Source organism: Pontibacter liquoris (assembly GCF_022758235.1).
Classification (GTDB): Bacteria; Bacteroidota; Bacteroidia; order Cytophagales; family Hymenobacteraceae; genus Pontibacter; species Pontibacter liquoris.
This window is the reverse complement of sequence record NZ_JALEBG010000001.1, coordinates 2,057,745-2,073,788: the sequence shown is the minus strand read 5'-3', so window position 1 is coordinate 2,073,788 and position 16,044 is coordinate 2,057,745. Positions and strand designations below refer to the sequence as shown.

Annotated in this window: 16 protein-coding genes; 2 read left to right on the top strand and 14 right to left on the bottom strand. The window is 52.6% G+C overall.

Annotation, left to right across the window (positions count from 1 at the left end; genetic code table 11):
- Nucleotides 1-54 precede the first annotated feature (54 nt).
- Entirely contained in the window at nt 55-840 is a 786-nt protein-coding gene (locus tag LWL52_RS08550; RefSeq protein ID WP_242918847.1) for a pseudouridine synthase, read from the top strand.
- Here the strand turns inward: LWL52_RS08550 and LWL52_RS08545 are convergent.
- The 7 genes from LWL52_RS08545 to LWL52_RS08515 form a co-directional block, all read right to left on the bottom strand.
- Nucleotides 788-1,144, bottom strand: coding sequence for a hypothetical protein (locus tag LWL52_RS08545; RefSeq protein ID WP_242918846.1), 357 nt, complete (start codon nt 1,142-1,144; stop codon nt 788-790). The two genes, LWL52_RS08550 and LWL52_RS08545, sit on opposite strands and share 53 nt — an antisense overlap.
- Nucleotides 1,145-1,175: 31 nt before the next feature.
- Nucleotides 1,176-2,126, bottom strand: a complete 951-nt coding sequence (locus LWL52_RS08540; protein ID WP_242918845.1) for a DnaJ C-terminal domain-containing protein — start codon at nt 2,124-2,126, stop codon at nt 1,176-1,178.
- Nucleotides 2,127-2,278: 152 nt separating this feature from the next.
- Nucleotides 2,279-2,893 (bottom strand): YqaE/Pmp3 family membrane protein, encoded by a 615-nt coding sequence (locus tag LWL52_RS20705; RefSeq protein WP_242918844.1) that lies wholly within the window; start codon nt 2,891-2,893, stop codon nt 2,279-2,281.
- Nucleotides 2,894-3,035: 142 nt separating this feature from the next.
- A complete protein-coding gene (locus LWL52_RS08530; protein WP_242918843.1) occupies nt 3,036-3,752 on the bottom strand; it encodes an N-formylglutamate amidohydrolase in 717 nt (238 codons plus the stop codon).
- Between the two features lie 2 nt (nt 3,753-3,754).
- Nucleotides 3,755-5,002 (bottom strand): carboxylate-amine ligase, encoded by a 1,248-nt coding sequence (locus tag LWL52_RS08525; protein WP_242918841.1) that lies wholly within the window; start codon nt 5,000-5,002, stop codon nt 3,755-3,757.
- Nucleotides 4,995-6,467 carry a RimK family ATP-grasp domain-containing protein gene (locus LWL52_RS08520; protein WP_242918839.1) on the bottom strand — a complete coding sequence of 491 codons (1,473 nt, stop codon included), beginning with the start codon at nt 6,465-6,467 and terminating at the stop codon, nt 4,995-4,997. Before LWL52_RS08520 ends, LWL52_RS08525 begins: the two co-directional genes overlap by 8 nt.
- 3 nt (nt 6,468-6,470) lie before the next feature.
- On the bottom strand, nt 6,471-7,193 hold the full coding sequence (locus LWL52_RS08515) for a C39 family peptidase (protein WP_242918838.1): 723 nt from the start codon (nt 7,191-7,193) through the stop codon (nt 6,471-6,473).
- 194 nt (nt 7,194-7,387) lie between these two features.
- Here LWL52_RS08515 and LWL52_RS08510 point away from each other — a divergent pair, with 194 nt between their 5' ends.
- Nucleotides 7,388-8,074 (top strand): MCP four helix bundle domain-containing protein, encoded by a 687-nt coding sequence (locus LWL52_RS08510; RefSeq protein ID WP_242918837.1) that lies wholly within the window; start codon nt 7,388-7,390, stop codon nt 8,072-8,074.
- Between the two features lie 16 nt (nt 8,075-8,090).
- Here the strand turns inward: LWL52_RS08510 and argH are convergent, their stop codons facing one another.
- The 7 genes from argH to argG all read right to left on the bottom strand — a co-directional run bounded on the left by argH (nt 8,091) and on the right by argG (nt 16,028).
- Nucleotides 8,091-9,422, bottom strand: coding sequence for an argininosuccinate lyase (gene argH, locus LWL52_RS08505; RefSeq protein ID WP_242918836.1), 1,332 nt, complete (start codon nt 9,420-9,422; stop codon nt 8,091-8,093).
- Between the two features lie 216 nt (nt 9,423-9,638).
- Entirely contained in the window at nt 9,639-10,715 is a 1,077-nt protein-coding gene (locus LWL52_RS08500; protein WP_242918835.1) for a M20 family metallo-hydrolase, read from the bottom strand.
- Nucleotides 10,702-11,505, bottom strand: a complete 804-nt coding sequence (argB, locus tag LWL52_RS08495) for an acetylglutamate kinase (RefSeq protein ID WP_242918834.1) — start codon at nt 11,503-11,505, stop codon at nt 10,702-10,704. The genes LWL52_RS08500 and argB overlap by 14 nt, the downstream gene beginning before the upstream one ends.
- Before the next feature lie 58 nt (nt 11,506-11,563).
- Entirely contained in the window at nt 11,564-12,514 is a 951-nt protein-coding gene (locus LWL52_RS08490; RefSeq protein ID WP_242918833.1) for a Rossmann-fold NAD(P)-binding domain-containing protein, read from the bottom strand.
- Nucleotides 12,511-13,665: an aspartate aminotransferase family protein gene (locus LWL52_RS08485; RefSeq protein ID WP_242918831.1), complete on the bottom strand. Its 1,155-nt coding sequence runs from the start codon at nt 13,663-13,665 to the stop codon at nt 12,511-12,513. Before LWL52_RS08485 ends, LWL52_RS08490 begins: the two co-directional genes overlap by 4 nt.
- A 159-nt stretch (nt 13,666-13,824) precedes the next feature.
- A complete protein-coding gene (gene argC, locus LWL52_RS08480) occupies nt 13,825-14,826 on the bottom strand; it encodes an N-acetyl-gamma-glutamyl-phosphate reductase (protein WP_242918829.1) in 1,002 nt (333 codons plus the stop codon).
- A gap of 2 nt (nt 14,827-14,828) precedes the next feature.
- The gene (gene argG / locus LWL52_RS08475) at nt 14,829-16,028 is read right to left on the bottom strand and encodes an argininosuccinate synthase (protein ID WP_242918828.1); all 1,200 of its coding nucleotides are present in this window, start codon (nt 16,026-16,028) and stop codon (nt 14,829-14,831) included.
- Nucleotides 16,029-16,044: the final 16 nt, after the last annotated feature.

The following is a 16,044-nucleotide window of genomic DNA, read 5'->3' as shown; positions in this document are numbered from 1 at the left end:
CCGCGCATGCATCAGAAATATACTACCTTTGCATTGCTTAAAGTTCAACAAAACGTGTTAGACATAATTTTTGAAGACGATCAGTACGTCGCCATCAATAAACCCAATGGCCTGCTGGTGCACCGCACCCGCATTGCCGAAGAGAAAAAAGAATTTGCCCTGCAGCTTCTCCGCGACCAGTTGGGCTACCGCGTATCCCCCCTGCACCGCCTGGACCGGGGCACATCCGGGGTGCTGCTGTTTGCAAAAAATGCCGAAGCGGCTGCGCCCCTGGTCAAAGCGTTTGGAGAGCGGGAAGCCGACAAAACCTATTTTGCCATTGTGCGCGGCTATACACCCGAAGAGCAGGTAATTGATAACCCCATCCGACCCGACAAAGATCATAAAAACAAAACCCCGCAGGATGCCTTCACTTCCTATCGCCGCCTCGCTACTGTAGAATTGCCGATAGCAGTGGGCCGCTACAACAGCGCCCGTTATAGCCTGGTGCAGGTAAAACCCGAAACGGGCCGGATGCACCAGATCCGGAAGCATTTTGCGCACATCCGCCATTACATCATCGGAGATAAACGCCACGGCGACTGGCGGCACAACCTCATGTTTAAGGAAGAATTACAGAGCACCAGTTTGTTGCTCCATGCGGCCGCGCTTGCCTTCGAGCATCCTTTTACCGGTGCAACAATACGTATAACTGCATCGATGCCTGAAAACATGCGTCGCCTGTGCCAGCAATTCGGGTGGGAAGATGCGTTGCAGCATTATTTACCAGCACAAGCGGCAGAAGCTTTTACTCCAGGTGCAGCGCCCGCTTTACCATTTCCACCTGCATCCGGGCAATAAGATCATTGCTGGCATCGGCATTGATCACCATCAGCATATACGCCATCGGCGATAAGCGCCAGTCCTGCAGTACCTCTCCTCCTCTGGAACGAAACACGACTTTGAAGTTTTCGCGCAGGGGCAGGTGCATGGAGGAGCAAACCTGGGTGGCCCGCTTAATGGCCTGGCTTAATTCGGCCATACTTTCGCAGCCATGCTGGCTCAGCAGGTCGCTGGCATAAAACGTAAGCTTGCTGTCAGCCATGCTGTCGATGAAATCATCTATGCGGCTGTGGTAAGGTGACGGTTGAATGGATATTAACATAGCTCCTGAGTAATGTGAGGTCTGTGGTTACTTATACATTAGCTGCTCGCGCTGCCTGTTTATCACGCAGTTGCTCCAGCAGTGCCTTTTCTTCATCCGAAAGGTTGGTGGGAAGCATCACATCTATTTTTACGTACAGATCGCCGTATTGGTCCGCTTTGCCATAATGTGGCATGCCTTTGCCCCGAAGCCGCAATGTCTTACCGTTTTGCGTACCGGCCGGGATCTTTAATTTCAGTTGGCCTGCCAGGGTATTTACCTGCGCATTGCCTCCCAGTATGGCCGTGTACATATCTACCGGCATGCTGGTGTGCAGGTCATCTCCTTGCCGCACAAAACGCGGGTCTGGCTGAATATGAATGTTGATGTACAGGTCGCCGGCTGTGCCGCCGCCAGCTGCCGGGCCTCCTTTGCCCTTGATGCGCAACGTTTGCCCATCGGCTACACCTGGCTTGGTGGTGATGCGGAGCTGCTGGTTGTTTACTGTCAGCAGGCGCGAAGTGCCGTCGTGCGCCTCCTGCAGGGTAATATCCATTTCGGCCTGGTAATCCTGCCCTTTTTGGGCCCGGCTTCTGCCCTGCGCCTGCCCGCCAAAGCCGGCTGAGCTGCCACCGCCAAAAAACTGCTGGAAGAAGTCGGAAAAGCCGCCACCTCCGCCGCCAAACATATCGTTGATGTCGCCTTCGTAGTAGCCGCCCCCCTGGAAACCGCCACCTGGTCTGCCCCCGTACTGGCCGCCAGCGCCGGCATTCTGGTACTGGCGCCAGTTGGCTCCGAGCTGGTCATACTGCTTGCGCTTTTCTTCGTCACCAAGTACTTCGTAGGCTTCGCTGATGTCTTTAAATTTTTCTTCAGCCGCTTTGTCGCCTTTATTTTTATCAGGGTGGAATTTCTTGGCCAAAGCACGGTAAGCTTTTTTTATTTCGGCCTGCGATGCCGTTTTCGCAACGCCCAGTACTTTGTAGTAATCTTTGTAGTCCATGCAGATGAGGGATTAGGTTTGCCTGCGCAATATACTAGTATGCTGATTTTTATTAAACGCATTCAAAATTACAGAGGTTAGCATATTACCTTTAAAACAGAAAAAGCACCGCGTAACGGTGCTTTTTCTGTTTTAAGTAAAAAGAGTTATACTTAGATCGTGTCGGTTACAACCAGCAAGGCATAAATAATACCTGGTAAATAGAAGAGCAGGGTCAGGATAATGCTGATCCAGAAAGAAGTTCCGATGCCATCGTGCAGGAACACAGCCAGCGGCGGTAACAAAACGGCCAGGATGATTTCCACGATCGAAGTATTGCTACTGGCCCGGTAGGCCTCTTTCACATCTTTCTTAAATTCCTTCTTCTCAGCTTTTGTCATAGTAGCTAGGCGAGCTTTGGCCATACTCACGGCTTCAGCCTCGGTGATGGTTTTTGTTTCCGTTGCCGGCGTTACCGCTGTGTTTACGTTTGCAGGAGCCGCTGGCAAGGCAGCCACTTTTTTGGGAGCTGCAGCAGGTGTTTTCACGGTACTTGCTTCCAGTACAGGCGCCGCTGCTTTTGTAGCAGCTTTCTCCTCGGCAGCTGCCAGGGCTACTTCCGATAAGGTCGGAGCGACAGCTTGCCCGGGGGCCGGCTTATCTTTTACCTTGTTGTAAGCTTCTGGCTTTTGCGCAGAAAATTCGTAGTATTTAGCCGAGCTACATGCAAAAAGCAGCTGCCCGATGATCAATGCCATTGCCAGGTTAAGTAAACTTCTAAACTTCATAGTTTTAAGGGATTAATGTGATTGTATGATTAAAGTATAAATGCCTGCCATTAAAATAAGGCAAACTCATTCTTGATTCCATACTAGTAATTTCCGGATTTTGTTTTGCTAAACAAGCGTTATGATAGAACAAATACTATTCTTAACCTGCCACAGGCACGCGGCTGGTATGCAGTACCTGGTTTAGTGTCTGTTTTATCTGCCAGCGCACATGCCCCCATACTTTGGCGGAGCCCTGCGCAAAGCATTGATTTACTTCCAGCTCGATGCCCCGATACTGCACTTCCGAGAACCGGCCGCGCAGGTACGTTGTTAAGCCATCGGACTTGCCAAGGTACGGATAATTAAAGCGTATCTGCAGCTTTTCAGGCTCCAATGGGAAATGCTCCTTGAAGACTTTGCAAATAGCCTGCTCCATTTTTCGGGCCGGATCATACAACAACCCGATATCCGTCTGGCGTTCTACGCCATTGAGCACGGGCGTAAAGGTATGCACTGACAAATGCAGCACCTGGTCGCCATTCTGCACCATTTCCTGTACGGCCTGCTCTACCTGCCGGCGGTACGGAAAGTAAAAGGCATTAAGTATAGCGGTCTTTTCCTGTTCGGGTAACGGTTTGGTGTAGGCTGAGAACAGGTGCGGGTGGTGCAGTGAGCGGTTGAGCTCCACTAAAAGGCGCGAATTCTCGGAAAAGTAACTGGCGCTTGCCAGTGGCTGCAATTCTTTAAAAAGCGATAAAGCCCCGATATCATACCCGCGGTGCGAGGCCAGCACCTCTTCTGCACCTTGAAACAAAGAAATGTATTCAGGCGGAATCCGGTTGCCGCCGTGCTCACAGGTTAAAAGTAATTTCAGCATACTTATTTAGGAAGGAAAAGGTCACCGCTTTCCAGGCACTGGCTAAGTTGCCGGTATACTTGGATGATGGACGCTTCGGAAGGATTTTGGCCTAAGGCATCTAAAAGGCGGCTGGACAGGTTGCCCTTTGTAAGGATGATGTTCAGCGCCTCACTAATCTCCTCCTGGGCATCCGAAGGCAACGTTTGCGCCACCAGGTGCTTCCAAAGCTCCCCTACTGTGGCATTTTCGCCTCCCTGAAAGCCAAAGCACCTGGTAAAGTTCTGATCCGTCAGCACCGCCTGCTGGCCATTTTTGATCACCTGCAGCAGCAACGCCGAGAGGGTATCCTCATTCCATTGCTTTAGCTCACTCAGCGGCACCCAGTGTTCGGCAACAAGGGCTTTTATCACAGCAACCACGGCCTGCAGTATGGCCAGATCAGCCAGCGGACATTCCTGGATATCGATCAGCCGGATCTCGATAGCGTCACGCACAAACCGCGCTATGGCGCCTCTAGAGTTCAAGAACTCCTCCTGCAAAATACCTTCCGGATCGTGTGCTGCGATGTCGTGGTAAATGCGCTGGAGGATGTGCTGCTCGTAGTCCTGCTTGCTGAAAACGGCTTCCGGAATGACCTTGCCTGCCACGCTGGGCACTTTGTCCTGGTTGTGGCGGTAGACTTCAAGGCGTGTGTCCTGGTAGCCGCTCACTTTGCCATCCAGTATGGGCGACGAAGCGCTCAGCGCCGGAATCAGCGGCAGCACCATGCGGATGGCTGCATGCAGCTTGCCAAATTCATCGTCATTGCCGAAGGGCAGATTCAGGTGCGTGCTTTGCAGGTTGGCCCAGCCATGGCCCCGGCAGTCGAAGATACGGTTGTAGGCCTCGTAGACAGCATTGTGCTCGTGGGGCCAGAGCTTCGTTTCTGTGTAGGGGTCCATGAGCGGGTGGGCGCCGGTGGGCAGCAGGCAGGCATTATACTTGCGCAGCTTGCCGTTAATTTTACGCACATGCTCCTGGAATTTAAGGTGCAGGCCTGCCAGTGAAGGAGCCGGTAACTGGGTTTTGAGCTCCACCACGTGCAGCACCAGCTCGTTGCTCCAGGCAATTTCCCCGAACTCCACATCCGACACATAGGCGCCTACTTCATCGTAGATCAGTTTATCGGTTATGGGGGAGACCTGCAGCGTGCGGGCATCCACGATCATATATTCTAACTCTACCCCGAATCCTTCGAACAAGTGCAGGGTGCTGGTCTGGCTACTCATTGGTTCTGCTCATTTTCTGGTTATCAATGCGGCGTTTAATTGACTTGATGATGGCACTGTAAAGCTCTTTCTTGAGGATCTTGTCTTCGCAACCGGCATCTATACTAGGGTTGTCGTTGATCTCGATCACATAAGCCTTGCCGTCAATATCTTTCAGGTCTACGCCATACAAGCCATCGCCGATCAGGTTGGCCGCTTTCAGGGCGGTGTGCAGCACATGAAAGGGTACTTCTTCGAAAGGCACTACTTCATCATCCCCTTCCTCGTCCTGTTTCTTTTCGCCGTTCCAGTTATAGATCTGCCAATGGCCTTTGGCCATAAAATACTTGCAGGCATAAAGCGGCTGCTTGTCCAGTATGCCGATGCGCCAGTCATACTCGGTCGGGGTATACTCCTGGCCGATGATCAGCTCTGAATCTTCCAGCATCTGGTCGAGCTCGCGTTTGAGACCTGCTTTATCCTTCGCCTTCACCACGCCCAGCGAGAAGGAGCTGTCCGGTTTCTTCAAAACGCAGGGCAGGCCAAGCTCCGCCTCTACCTGGTCGCGGTTATCTTTGTGGATGATCATGGTTTTAGGGATCGGCACTTTGGCTTTTGCCAGCAGCTCGGCCAAGTATACTTTGTTGGTGCAGCGCAAAATAGAAACCGGATCATCGATCACCACAAGCCCGTCGGCAAACGCCTTGCGTGAAAAGCGGTAAGTATGATGGTTTACAGCGGTAGTTTCGCGGATAAATAAGGCATCGAACTCTGGCAGGCGGCGGTAATCGTCTTTTGTGATAAGCTCGGTATAGAAGCCCATATTTTCGGCCGCCTCTATAAAATGCTGAATGGCTTTGTCGTTGGAAGGCGGCGCTTTTTCGGCTGGGTCTACCAGTATGGCCAGGTCATAGATCTTGCGCGTAAGCCGGGCGCTGGCAAAGCGGTGGCGTGCAAAGTAGGCCTTGGCAAAGCGCTTCATATACTTGTGGTGGTGTTCGGGCACTTCGTTTACCGGAATCGGTGAAATACTCTGCAGTACCCATTCATCGCGGTACACAAACTGGGCACGCAGCAGCGGTGCCTGAAACAGGTCGTGCAGCTGCTTGCAAAGCTTCTCATACTTCTGCGCCACGTTTTGCCCAAAGTAAATGCTCAGGGTAAAGGTTTTAGAACGCAGGCTTGCCAGGCTTTTCTTGATCAGGTCCTCGATCTCGACGGTGATGGCCCGCACAATGGTCGGGCTTTTGAGATCCTGCATGGTCGTAACGCTCGGGATGGCTTTGTGGCCCCGCGCTTCAGCCAGCAGCGACACATAATAGCCGCCGCTCTGGTATCGGTACGAGCGGCAGAGATTAAATATTCGGGCGTTCCTAATATCGGTGTAAGCGGTGCTGGTCAGGTATGTCTGTGCATCTACAACTTCCACATCTTCTATGACCATTTCCCAGTCGCCGGGATGGTCTACTACAACGATTTTTCGCATTTTCTAGCTTTGCACAGGTTCTTTGGATAGGGGCTTAATTGCCAGTAGGTTTGCATCGAAAGTGGCCATTCCCAACATAATGGAATTGATCAGGTGGGAGGCGCTCACTTCATAATAATTGGTGTTGAAATAGGGGTTTTCGCCGTAAGGATCGGCCACTACAATTTTCTTCTGGTCTTCGCCAAAGCCGCACAGCACCACAAAATGCCCCATCGGAAAACCCGCTACATCATCGTAAATAGAATTACCCGCCGCATCAGCTGTTTCGCGGGCACTCTGGTACAGGTAAGTGGCGCTTAAGCCCGTGAGGAGTGGAATATCCTGTTCAAAATACTCGCGGAGCAGGGCTTTTGTAAGGTCCCGGCATTTGATTTGTCCACCAAGTCGCAGAAAGTCAATGTACGCGCGGGTGGCCCGCTGAAATTTCTTGCCTTTCTTGATTTCCATCTGCTCCTCCAGTTTCAGGATTACCTCTTCGTTTCCCAGTCCGATCCAGGTCGGGTCGAAAATATGGAGGTTATAAGTATAAATAATAGCCTGGTAGCCGCGTTGCAGGGCGTGGCAGGCAAGTAAAACCTCCAGCGTTCCGCCTTCATCCAGGTAAGGAACTTCTTTGATGACCTCCCCCAAAGAAATAGGATCTTTGAAATAGCGGTAAACAGCATGCAGGCTTGTCGGGCCGCAGGTGGAGTCGTCGGGTTGAGTGTGGATCTTTATCGGAATCACAGGCAAATTTGGTTTGCATCAGCCAGCCGCATAGGCTGGTTGTGCCTGTTATACGAAGCAGGAAAAAGAAATATTATGATTTTTAAAAGAACAAACTGACACGAAAAGCGGCCGCTTTTACTCGGGACAGAAAGCAGCCGTTTTACTTTGAACATTAAATTCGCTATCTTGATTTATCTACCTATCAGCTAGCTATGAGTTGGAATTACACCGTTTCGCAGCGGAATAAAATAAGCCTGGGGCTTGGCTTTGTATTTATCCTGATCATACTTGCCAACTGGTTTGTGCAGTACAGTATGGCCCGGATCGGTGGGCAGTTTGCATCCGTCTACCACGACAGGCTGGTGCCGGCGCTGGATATTTCGGCATTGCTCGAAAAGCACTATGAAAACCGGCAGCAGCTGGAGGGCCTGCTTCAAACGCCGTCGTTACAGGATAGGCAAGCGTTGCAGGCAGGTATAATCAGCCTGGCCACAACCCAGGATTCGCTGCTTGCCCGGTTTGAAATCACGTATTTAACAGAAAAGGAAAGCGCCAATCTGCGCAAGTATAAAATGGCCCGCCAGCAGTGGCTGGGCATACAGCAGCAACTGCTGGTATATAGTAACAGAGACCAGCTGCAAGCCGCAGCCAGCCTTTACCAACACCAGGGGGAAACAGCTTTTACGCGAATGCTGCCACCTCTGCATGCTCTCCTATCGCTACAGGAAGAAGTTGGCCAGGAACTCTACCGGTCCGCCGGGCAACAGGTGCAAGCCCTGAAAGTTCTGTCTTACCTGGTCATTGCCCTGGCTATTATACTTGCTTTGCTGGTGGGCACTTTATTGCAGACCTCCCGTAAGCTCCGCCAAAGCAAACCTCAGCAGTACCGCTGGAACTAAGAAAGCAGTTGTAATTCTAAGCCAGCAGTTTTGCATAAGCATCGGCCACCCGCCCGAAGTTGAATTGCTGCAGCAAAGCGGCCATCTGATCTGCTATCTGCGCATTGCATAAATTGCCGATGCTGCCTTCATGGGTGTGGGTCACAGCAGCCGGCGCAGTAAAGCTCCCCTTTTCGATGCTCTCCCCTACAGCCTTATAGGCATCCCGGAACGGCATTCCTTCTAACACATTGGCGTTTACAGCGTCCACGCTAAAGAGATACTTATACTTCTCATCTGCCAGGATATTTTCTTTTACCTGCAGCTGCGGTAACATGTAGGCCATGATGTCGAGACAATCGCGGAGCTCTTTGAAAGCAGGGAAAAGCGCTTCTTTGAGTACCTGCAGTTCCCGGTGGTAACCGGATGGCAGGTTGATGAGCAACATACTGATTTCGGTGGGCAGGGCCTGCAGTTTGTTGCACTTGCCGCGCACCAGCTCGAATACGTCCGGGTTCTTTTTGTGCGGCATAATACTGGAGCCGGTTGTCAGCGTATCGGGCAAAGCGATAAAGCTAAAGTTCTGGCTCATGTACAGGCACAGGTCCATGGCCATTTTGGCCAGGGTGGCTGCCACCGAAGCCAGCCCGATGCTCACCACTTTTTCTGATTTGCCGCGGCCCATTTGCGCATACACCACGTTATAGTTCATACTTTCAAAACCCAGCAGATCGGTGGTCATTTGCCGGTTCAGGGGGAAAGACGAGCCATAGCCGGCCGCGGAGCCCAGTGGGTTTTTGTCTACGATCTTATAAGCAGCCAATAGCAGCTGCACATCATCAACCAGGCTCTCGGCGTAAGCGCCAAACCATAATCCGAACGAAGATGGCATGGCCACCTGCAGGTGTGTGTAGCCGGGCAGTAGCACCGCTTTGTGTTGCTCGCTTAGTTGCTGGAGCACTTCAAAGAATCCTGCTACCTGCTCTACAGTTTGTTGCAGCTGATAGCGGAAGTATAACTTTAAATCCAGCAGCACCTGGTCGTTGCGCGAGCGACCGCTGTGGATCTTTTTGCCCGCCTCTCCTACCCGTCGTGTCAGCTCCAGCTCCACCTGCGAGTGAATGTCTTCCACGCCCGGTTCGATGGCAAAGTCTCCGGCTTCTATGCTTTTATAGATCGCTTTTAATTCGTGCTGTAACACCTCCAGTTCCGCTGCCGAAAGCAGGTTTATACTTTGCAGCATGCGCGTATGCGCCAGCGAGCCCAGCACGTCAAAGGCAGCCAGTTCGGTGTCCAGTTCAGGATCCTTGCCTATCGTAAACCGCTCTATTTCTTTTGCAACGCCTGTATTTTTCTGCCAAAGTTTCATGGTAAATGTGCTATTGGGTTAAATGTGCTGATGTATAAATCTGCTGATGAGTTTTAGTTTTCTTACGCTAGTCTTAAGCGCAGCATGACTTGTAACGAAGTATGAAGGAAGGCTCCTGAATTCCGTGTGCCACACAGTATCCTTCGGGTTCTTCGTATCGCTATACTTCTATATCTCTGAACGAGAAAAATACACGAAACAAGCTATTGGCATTCATCAAACAACCACTTGTTCCAGTAGTTTGATGTAAAGTTCGATGCCTTCCCGCAGCTCGTGGAGGTACAGGAATTCATCGGCCATGTGTGAGCGGCCGGAAAAACCCGGGCCCATCTTTATGGATGGAACCGGCAGCAGTGCCTTATCGGAAGTAGTGGGCGAGCCATAGGTATTTCGGCCCAGCTTCAACCCGGCCTGCACCAGCGGGTGCTCTCGAGGGATGCTTGAAGGTTTCAGGCGCATCGAGCGCGGCGTGACGGTCGCTTTCACATGCTGCCCGATCACGTCCAGCACTTCTTCCATTGTATAAGCATCCGTCAGCCGCACGTCCACTGTAAAGCGGCAGGTATCGGGCACGACGTTGTGCTGCGTGCCGGCCTGCACCATCGTCACGCTCATTTTAATTGGCCCCAGATGGTTTGATACTTTAGGAAAACGGTAGTTCTTAAACCAGGTAATATCTTCCAACGCTTCATAGAGGGCGTTTATACCTTCCTCGCGGGCTGCATGGCCGGCTTTGCCGTGGGCTTCACAGTCGAGCACGAGCAGCCCTTTTTCTGCTACCGCCAAGTGCATTTCAGTTGGTTCGCCTACAATAGCTGCTTCCAAAGGGCCAAGCTCCGGTAAAATAAGCTCCACGCCATTACGCCCCGAAATCTCTTCCTCGGCTGTGGCGGCCAGCACCAGGTTATAAGTCAGGTGCTGTTTCGGATAGAAGTATAAGAAAGCAGCCACCAACGCTACCAGGCAGCCGCCGGCATCGTTGCTACCCAATCCGTTAATTTTACCGTCTTCTATACTTGCTTCAAATGGATTGCGGGTATAGCCGGTATTGGGCTTTACTGTATCGTGGTGCGAGTTAAGTAATAGTGTCGGCAGCTTCGGGTCATAGTACTGGTTAAATGCCCAGACATTGTTCTCTTTCCGGTGCGTTTGCACGCCCTGCTGCTGCAAGAAGGCCACTAAAGCATCTCCTGTGCCCTGCTCTTCGCGGCTGAAGGAAGGAATGGCAATGAGCTGTTGCAGCAGCGCCAGCGCCTCCTGGTAACGGGTGGTTGTATCCTTATTCTGCTGCATAATGTAGCCTGGTGCCGGTGTAATTTCCTGTATGTATACTTGTGAGCGCTTCGGCCTGGCCGATCAGCACTTCACTTACGCCCTGCGCCAGGGCTGCAAAGGCGTTGTCGAGTTTGGGGATCATCCCCGCCGACACGATACCATCGGCTTTTAGCTGCGCATATTCCCGGCTACTGATCTGCGCCAGCACTGAGGTGTCATCTGCCGCATCCTGTAGCACGCCGGGTTTTTCAAAGCAATACACCAGGCGCACATTATAGCAGGTAGCCAGGGCGGTTGCCAGCACCGAAGCTATGGTATCGGCATTTGTATTGAGCAGGCTGCCCTGGCCATTGTGCGTGAGTGGGGCAAATACCGGCGTCAGGCCCAGCTGCAGCAAGCCCTCCAAAACTGACGTATTTATACTTTCCCTGCCAGCAATATCGCCGGCAAAGCCATAGTCGATCTGTCCTACGGGGCGTTTCTGCGCTAGGATCACGTTCGCATCGGCTCCTGTTAAACCCAGCGCATTGCAACCGGCCGCCTGCAGCTGCGCCACTACCTGCTTGTTGATCAGCCCGCCGTACACCATTGTGACCAGCTCGAGGGTGGCGGCATCGGTGATGCGGCGCCCCTCAACTAGCTGCGGCACGATGCCCAGGCGCTGCCCCAGCGAAGAAGCTATTTTACCGCCGCCATGCACCAGCAGCTTTGCTCCCGGCAAACCGGCAAAATCATGTAGGAAGCGTTCCAGCCGTGCTGCATCATCGAGAATGTTTCCACCTACTTTTACGATTATAAGCTCCTGCATTAATTTATATATATTCCTGAACCTTAATGAAAAATCTAATTCAGTAGCAAGTTATGCTTTATAGTTGCTCCAGTATGTTTTTCAGCACGGCCTGTGCGGCGTACGTACGATTGTTGGCTTGTTCGAGCACCAGTGAATCGGGACCATCCAGGATCTCATCGCTTAACTCCACATTGCGGCGCACAGGCAGGCAGTGCATCACTTTTGCCTTGTTGCTTGCCTGCAGCTTCTCATTGGTGAGCATCCACTCCCCTGCATCCGGCAGCATCTTGCCATAGTCCTGGTAAGCCGACCAGTTCTTGACGTAGACATAATCGGCATTTTTCAATGCTTCCTGCTGATTGTGCGTGATCGTTGCGCCTTTCGTAAATTCCTCTGCCAATTCAAAACCAGCCGGGTGCGTGATCACCAGGTCCACCGCTGCCTGGCTCATCCACTCGGCAAAAGAGTTGGCCACACATTGCGGTATGGCTTTCACGTGCGGTGCCCAGGTTAGTACCACCTTGGGGCGTTTCCATGCCGGCGTATTCTCGGTAATGGTGAGCAGGTCGGCCAGGCTTTGCAAAGGGTGGCGCGTGGCAGATTCCAGGCTGATAACCGGCACTTTGCAGTAGCTGATAAACTTCTGCAGCAGGTCTTCGCTGTAATCTTCCTGCCGGTTTTGCAGCTTCGGGAATGAGCGGATGCCCAGTATATCGCAGTACTGGCCCATTACGGCGGCGGCTTCTTTGATGTGTTCTACCGTGGTGCCATTCATGATGGCGCCATCCTGCGTTTCGAGCGCCCAGCCTTCTTTGTCCAGGTTCATGACCATCACGTTCATGCCCAGGTTGGTGGCCGCTTTCTGCGTGCTTAGGCGGGTGCGCAGGCTGGGGTTAAGGAAAATTAGTCCCAGCGTACGGTTCTCACCCAGGTGTTTATACTGATAAGGGTGTTGCTTCAGGTGCAGCGCATCCTGCACCAAAGTGTCCAGGTTTGTTACGTCGTGCACAGAGGTGAAATGCATCATACTTCCTGTGGTTGTGTTTTATAGAGGAGGCTGCTAAAAGCCGTGATAAATTTTTCTATTTCGCGCTCTCCGATGCACAGCGGCGGCAACAGGCGCAGCGTGTTTTTGTCGGAAGAGGAGCCGGTAAAGATCCGGAACTCATGAAGTAGTTGCTGCCGGATAGGCGCGCAGGGCTTGTCGAGCTCCACACCTATCATCAGTCCTTTGCCACGTACTTCGCGCACGCCCGGCATTTTAACGAGTTCCTCCTGTAGCAAGCGGCCCATGGCCTGGGCATTTTGCAGTAACTCTTCCTGTTCAATCACTTCCAGCACCGCCAGCGCTGCTACGCAGGCCAGGTAGTTGCCGCCAAACGTAGTACCCAGCATGCCATGCCGCGCCTCTATTTCCGGGTTGATCAGCACGCCGGCTACCGGGAAACCATTACCCATGCCTTTGGCTACCGTGATCAGATGCGGCTTTACATCGGCATACTGGTGGGCAAAGAACCTGCCTGTGCGGCCATACCCTGACTGCACCTCATCCAGGATGAGCAAAGCACCTGCGCGCTCGCAGCCGGCTGCTACCGTTTTCAGAAAGAAAGGCTCTGGGAGCTGTACACCGCCTACGCCCTGTATCCCTTCCACAATCACAGCGGCAAGCTCGGGGCCATGCTCCTGCAATGCAGCGGCAAATGCCTGCAGGTCGTTAAGGGGCAGAAAAATTACCTCCTGGCTTTCGTTGATAGGGGCCGATATCTTCGGATCGTCTGTAACAGCCACGGCAGCCGAAGTGCGGCCGTGAAATGCACCTTTAAAAGCGATCACTTTTTTGCGGCCCGTATGGAAGGAGGCGAGTTTAAGGGCATTCTCATTGGCTTCAGCCCCCGTATTGCACAGGAAGAGATTGTAGTCGGGATAACCGCTGACTTCGCCCAGTTTTTGGGCCAGCTCCTGCTGCAAAGGAACCTGCACGGAGTTAGAATAAAAGCCGATATCGTAAAGCTGGCGTGCCAGGCGTTTTACATAATGCGGGTGGCTGTGGCCGATGGATATAACGGCGTGGCCGCCGTAAAGGTCGAGGTAGCGGTCGCCTTTGTCATCCCATACATACATGCCCTGTGCGCGCACAGGCGTAATGTCGAAGAGGGGGTATACATCAAACAGGTTCATAGTTTGGATAATAGATGTAAGAAGTAAGACAGTAAATAAAGTACTTGACGTACATATGCTTAATCGTTAGTGGTTAAATAGTTACTTATACTTTGATCAGCTGCGCAGCCTGCTACTGCTCAGAGGCCCGCAGGAACTGCGCATGCTGCGAGGTCAGGCTCAAAATGCGGTAGCTTTCAGCCTTAGTCCGTCCGCTTCGTCGAGGCCAAACAGCAGGTTCATATTTTGTACCGCCTGCCCGGCAGCGCCCTTCAGCAGGTTGTCGATCAGGCTGGTAATCACTAGCTGCCGGCCGTGTTTTTCCAGGTACAGCACGCATTTGTTTGTGTTCACCACCTGCTTCAGATCCGGGTTATACTTGCTTAGCACCACAAACGGATGGCTACTATAATAATCCTGGTAAAGTGTTTGGGCCTGCTCCAGCTTCAGGTCTGTTTCCAGGTATGTGATCATGAAGATGCCCCGGGCAAAAGGCCCACGGTACGGTATAAAGTATATTTCAGGGGATGTGCCGGGCTGCAAGTGCTGCAGCGTTCTGCCGACTTCACGCAGGTGCTGGTGTTCCATCACTTTGTAGGTCGACACGTTTTCGGTGCGCCAGCTAAAGTGTGAGGTTGCGCTCAGGCTCTGGCCCGCGCCGGTGCTGCCTGTTATTCCGCTGATGTGTACCTGTTGCGGCAACAACTGCTGTTGGGTAAGCGGTAGCAGCGCCAGTTGCATGGCCGTGGCAAAGCAACCCGGGTTGGCCACATACTGCGCCTGCCGGATCTCTTCCCGCTGCAGCTCCGGTAAGCCGTAAACAAATTCTCGTCCTTCAAAAGGCACCGTGGCTCCAGTCGTTGCTTCGTTCCAGCGGAAGTCCTGGCTCAGATCAATGATCTTAACCGAATCCGCAATCTGATGCGATGCAACATACTTGGCTGCTTCGCCGTGGCCGGCACACAAGAACAGCACATCTACCGCTGCATCCGCCTTTGCTGAAAAGATCAGTTCCGTTTCGCCCACCAGATCGGTGTGGGTGGCGGCCACTGCTTTACCGGCCTGGCTGGCACTCTGCGCAAAAGCCACAGCCACCTGCGGGTGCTGCAGCAGCAGGCGCAGCAGTTCTCCCCCGGCATAGCCCGCGGCTCCAATTACGCCTGCTTTTATAGTTGCTTTCATTCTTAAAACTCTGTGCCGTTGATCTTGTGGTACATCATGGCCTGGTTTCCAAATATTTTGGCAAAGCCTTTTACATCGTCGCCGCTCCAGGCATTGTTCATTTCGCCGTAGCTGCCAAATTTAGACGACATCAGGTCATGCTCCGATTCAATCCCCTCTACCTGGAAGCGATAGGGCGCCAGCAACAAGTGCACTTTGCCCGTAACATTCTGCTGCGTGTCGGCCAGGAATGTTTCCAGGTTGCGCATCACGGGGTCGATGAACTGGCCTTCGTGCAGCCAGTTGCCATAAAAAGTAGCCAGCTGCTCTTTCCAGTACAGCTGCCATTTGGTAAGCACATGCTTCTCTAACGTATGGTGTGCTTTGATAATGACCATCGGAGCGGCTGCCTCAAACCCCACGCGGCCTTTGATGCCAATAATGGTATCGCCCACATGGATGTCGCGGCCAATGCCGAATGGTGCCACGATTTCCTGCAAGGCCTGAATAGCCGCGACCGGTGTTGCATAAGGCGTATCGTTGAGGCCTACCAGTTCGCCTTGCTCAAACACCAGCGTGATGCGCTCCGGCGTTTGCTTGGTAACCTCCGTCGGGTAAGCTTCTTCCGGCAAAGGCAGGTGCGAGGTGAGGGTTTCTTTTCCGCCCACCGATGTGCCCCAGATACCCTTGTTGATGGAGTATTGCGCCTTTTTAAAGTCAACCTCCACGCCATGTTGCTTCAGGTACGCGATCTCCTGCTCGCGCGACAGCTTGTTATCGCGAATGGGCGTGAGAATTTGCACTTCCGGAATCATGATATGGAAAATCATGTCGAAGCGTACCTGGTCGTTGCCGGCACCGGTGCTGCCATGGGCCACGTAAGCAGCCCCTACGGCTTTAGCATGCCGCGCTATGGCCATAGCCTGCGTTACGCGCTCGGCGCTAACTGACAGCGGGTAGGTGTTATTCTTCAGCACATTACCGAAGATGAGGTATTTGAGGCTGCTCTGGTAATAGGCTTCTGTCTCATCCAGGGTCTGGTGCTCCTTCACGCCCAGGCTATAGGCACGCTGCTCAATTTCCTGCAGTTCTTCTTCTGAGAATCCGCCTGTGTTTACCAGCACGGAGTATACTTCCAGGCCTTTTTCTTCTTTCAGGTACTTCACGCAATAAGAGGTGTCCAGACCGCCACTGAAGGCTAAAACTACTTTATTGTTATTCATTCGTCAATGCTGTAAT

Excerpts from the sequence above, each read along its gene's own strand:
- argH (WP_242918836.1), bottom strand. The coding sequence starts at position 9,422 with ATGAAACTTTGGCAGAAAAATACAGGCGTTGCAAAAGAAATAGAGCGG.
- LWL52_RS08540 (WP_242918845.1), bottom strand. The coding sequence starts at position 2,126 with ATGGACTACAAAGATTACTACAAAGTACTGGGCGTTGCGAAAACGGCA.
- LWL52_RS08530 (WP_242918843.1), bottom strand. The coding sequence starts at position 3,752 with ATGCTGAAATTACTTTTAACCTGTGAGCACGGCGGCAACCGGATTCCG.
- LWL52_RS08525 (WP_242918841.1), bottom strand. The coding sequence starts at position 5,002 with ATGAGTAGCCAGACCAGCACCCTGCACTTGTTCGAAGGATTCGGGGTA.
- argG (WP_242918828.1), bottom strand. The coding sequence starts at position 16,028 with ATGAATAACAATAAAGTAGTTTTAGCCTTCAGTGGCGGTCTGGACACC.
- LWL52_RS08545 (WP_242918846.1), bottom strand. The coding sequence starts at position 1,144 with ATGTTAATATCCATTCAACCGTCACCTTACCACAGCCGCATAGATGAT.
- LWL52_RS20705 (WP_242918844.1), bottom strand. The coding sequence starts at position 2,893 with ATGAAGTTTAGAAGTTTACTTAACCTGGCAATGGCATTGATCATCGGG.
- LWL52_RS08520 (WP_242918839.1), bottom strand. The coding sequence starts at position 6,467 with ATGCGAAAAATCGTTGTAGTAGACCATCCCGGCGACTGGGAAATGGTC.
- LWL52_RS08510 (WP_242918837.1), top strand. The coding sequence starts at position 7,388 with ATGAGTTGGAATTACACCGTTTCGCAGCGGAATAAAATAAGCCTGGGG.
- argC (WP_242918829.1), bottom strand. The coding sequence starts at position 14,826 with ATGAAAGCAACTATAAAAGCAGGCGTAATTGGAGCCGCGGGCTATGCC.
- LWL52_RS08500 (WP_242918835.1), bottom strand. The coding sequence starts at position 10,715 with ATGCAGCAGAATAAGGATACAACCACCCGTTACCAGGAGGCGCTGGCG.
- LWL52_RS08490 (WP_242918833.1), bottom strand. The coding sequence starts at position 12,514 with ATGATGCATTTCACCTCTGTGCACGACGTAACAAACCTGGACACTTTG.
- LWL52_RS08485 (WP_242918831.1), bottom strand. The coding sequence starts at position 13,665 with ATGAACCTGTTTGATGTATACCCCCTCTTCGACATTACGCCTGTGCGC.
- argB (WP_242918834.1), bottom strand. The coding sequence starts at position 11,505 with ATGCAGGAGCTTATAATCGTAAAAGTAGGTGGAAACATTCTCGATGAT.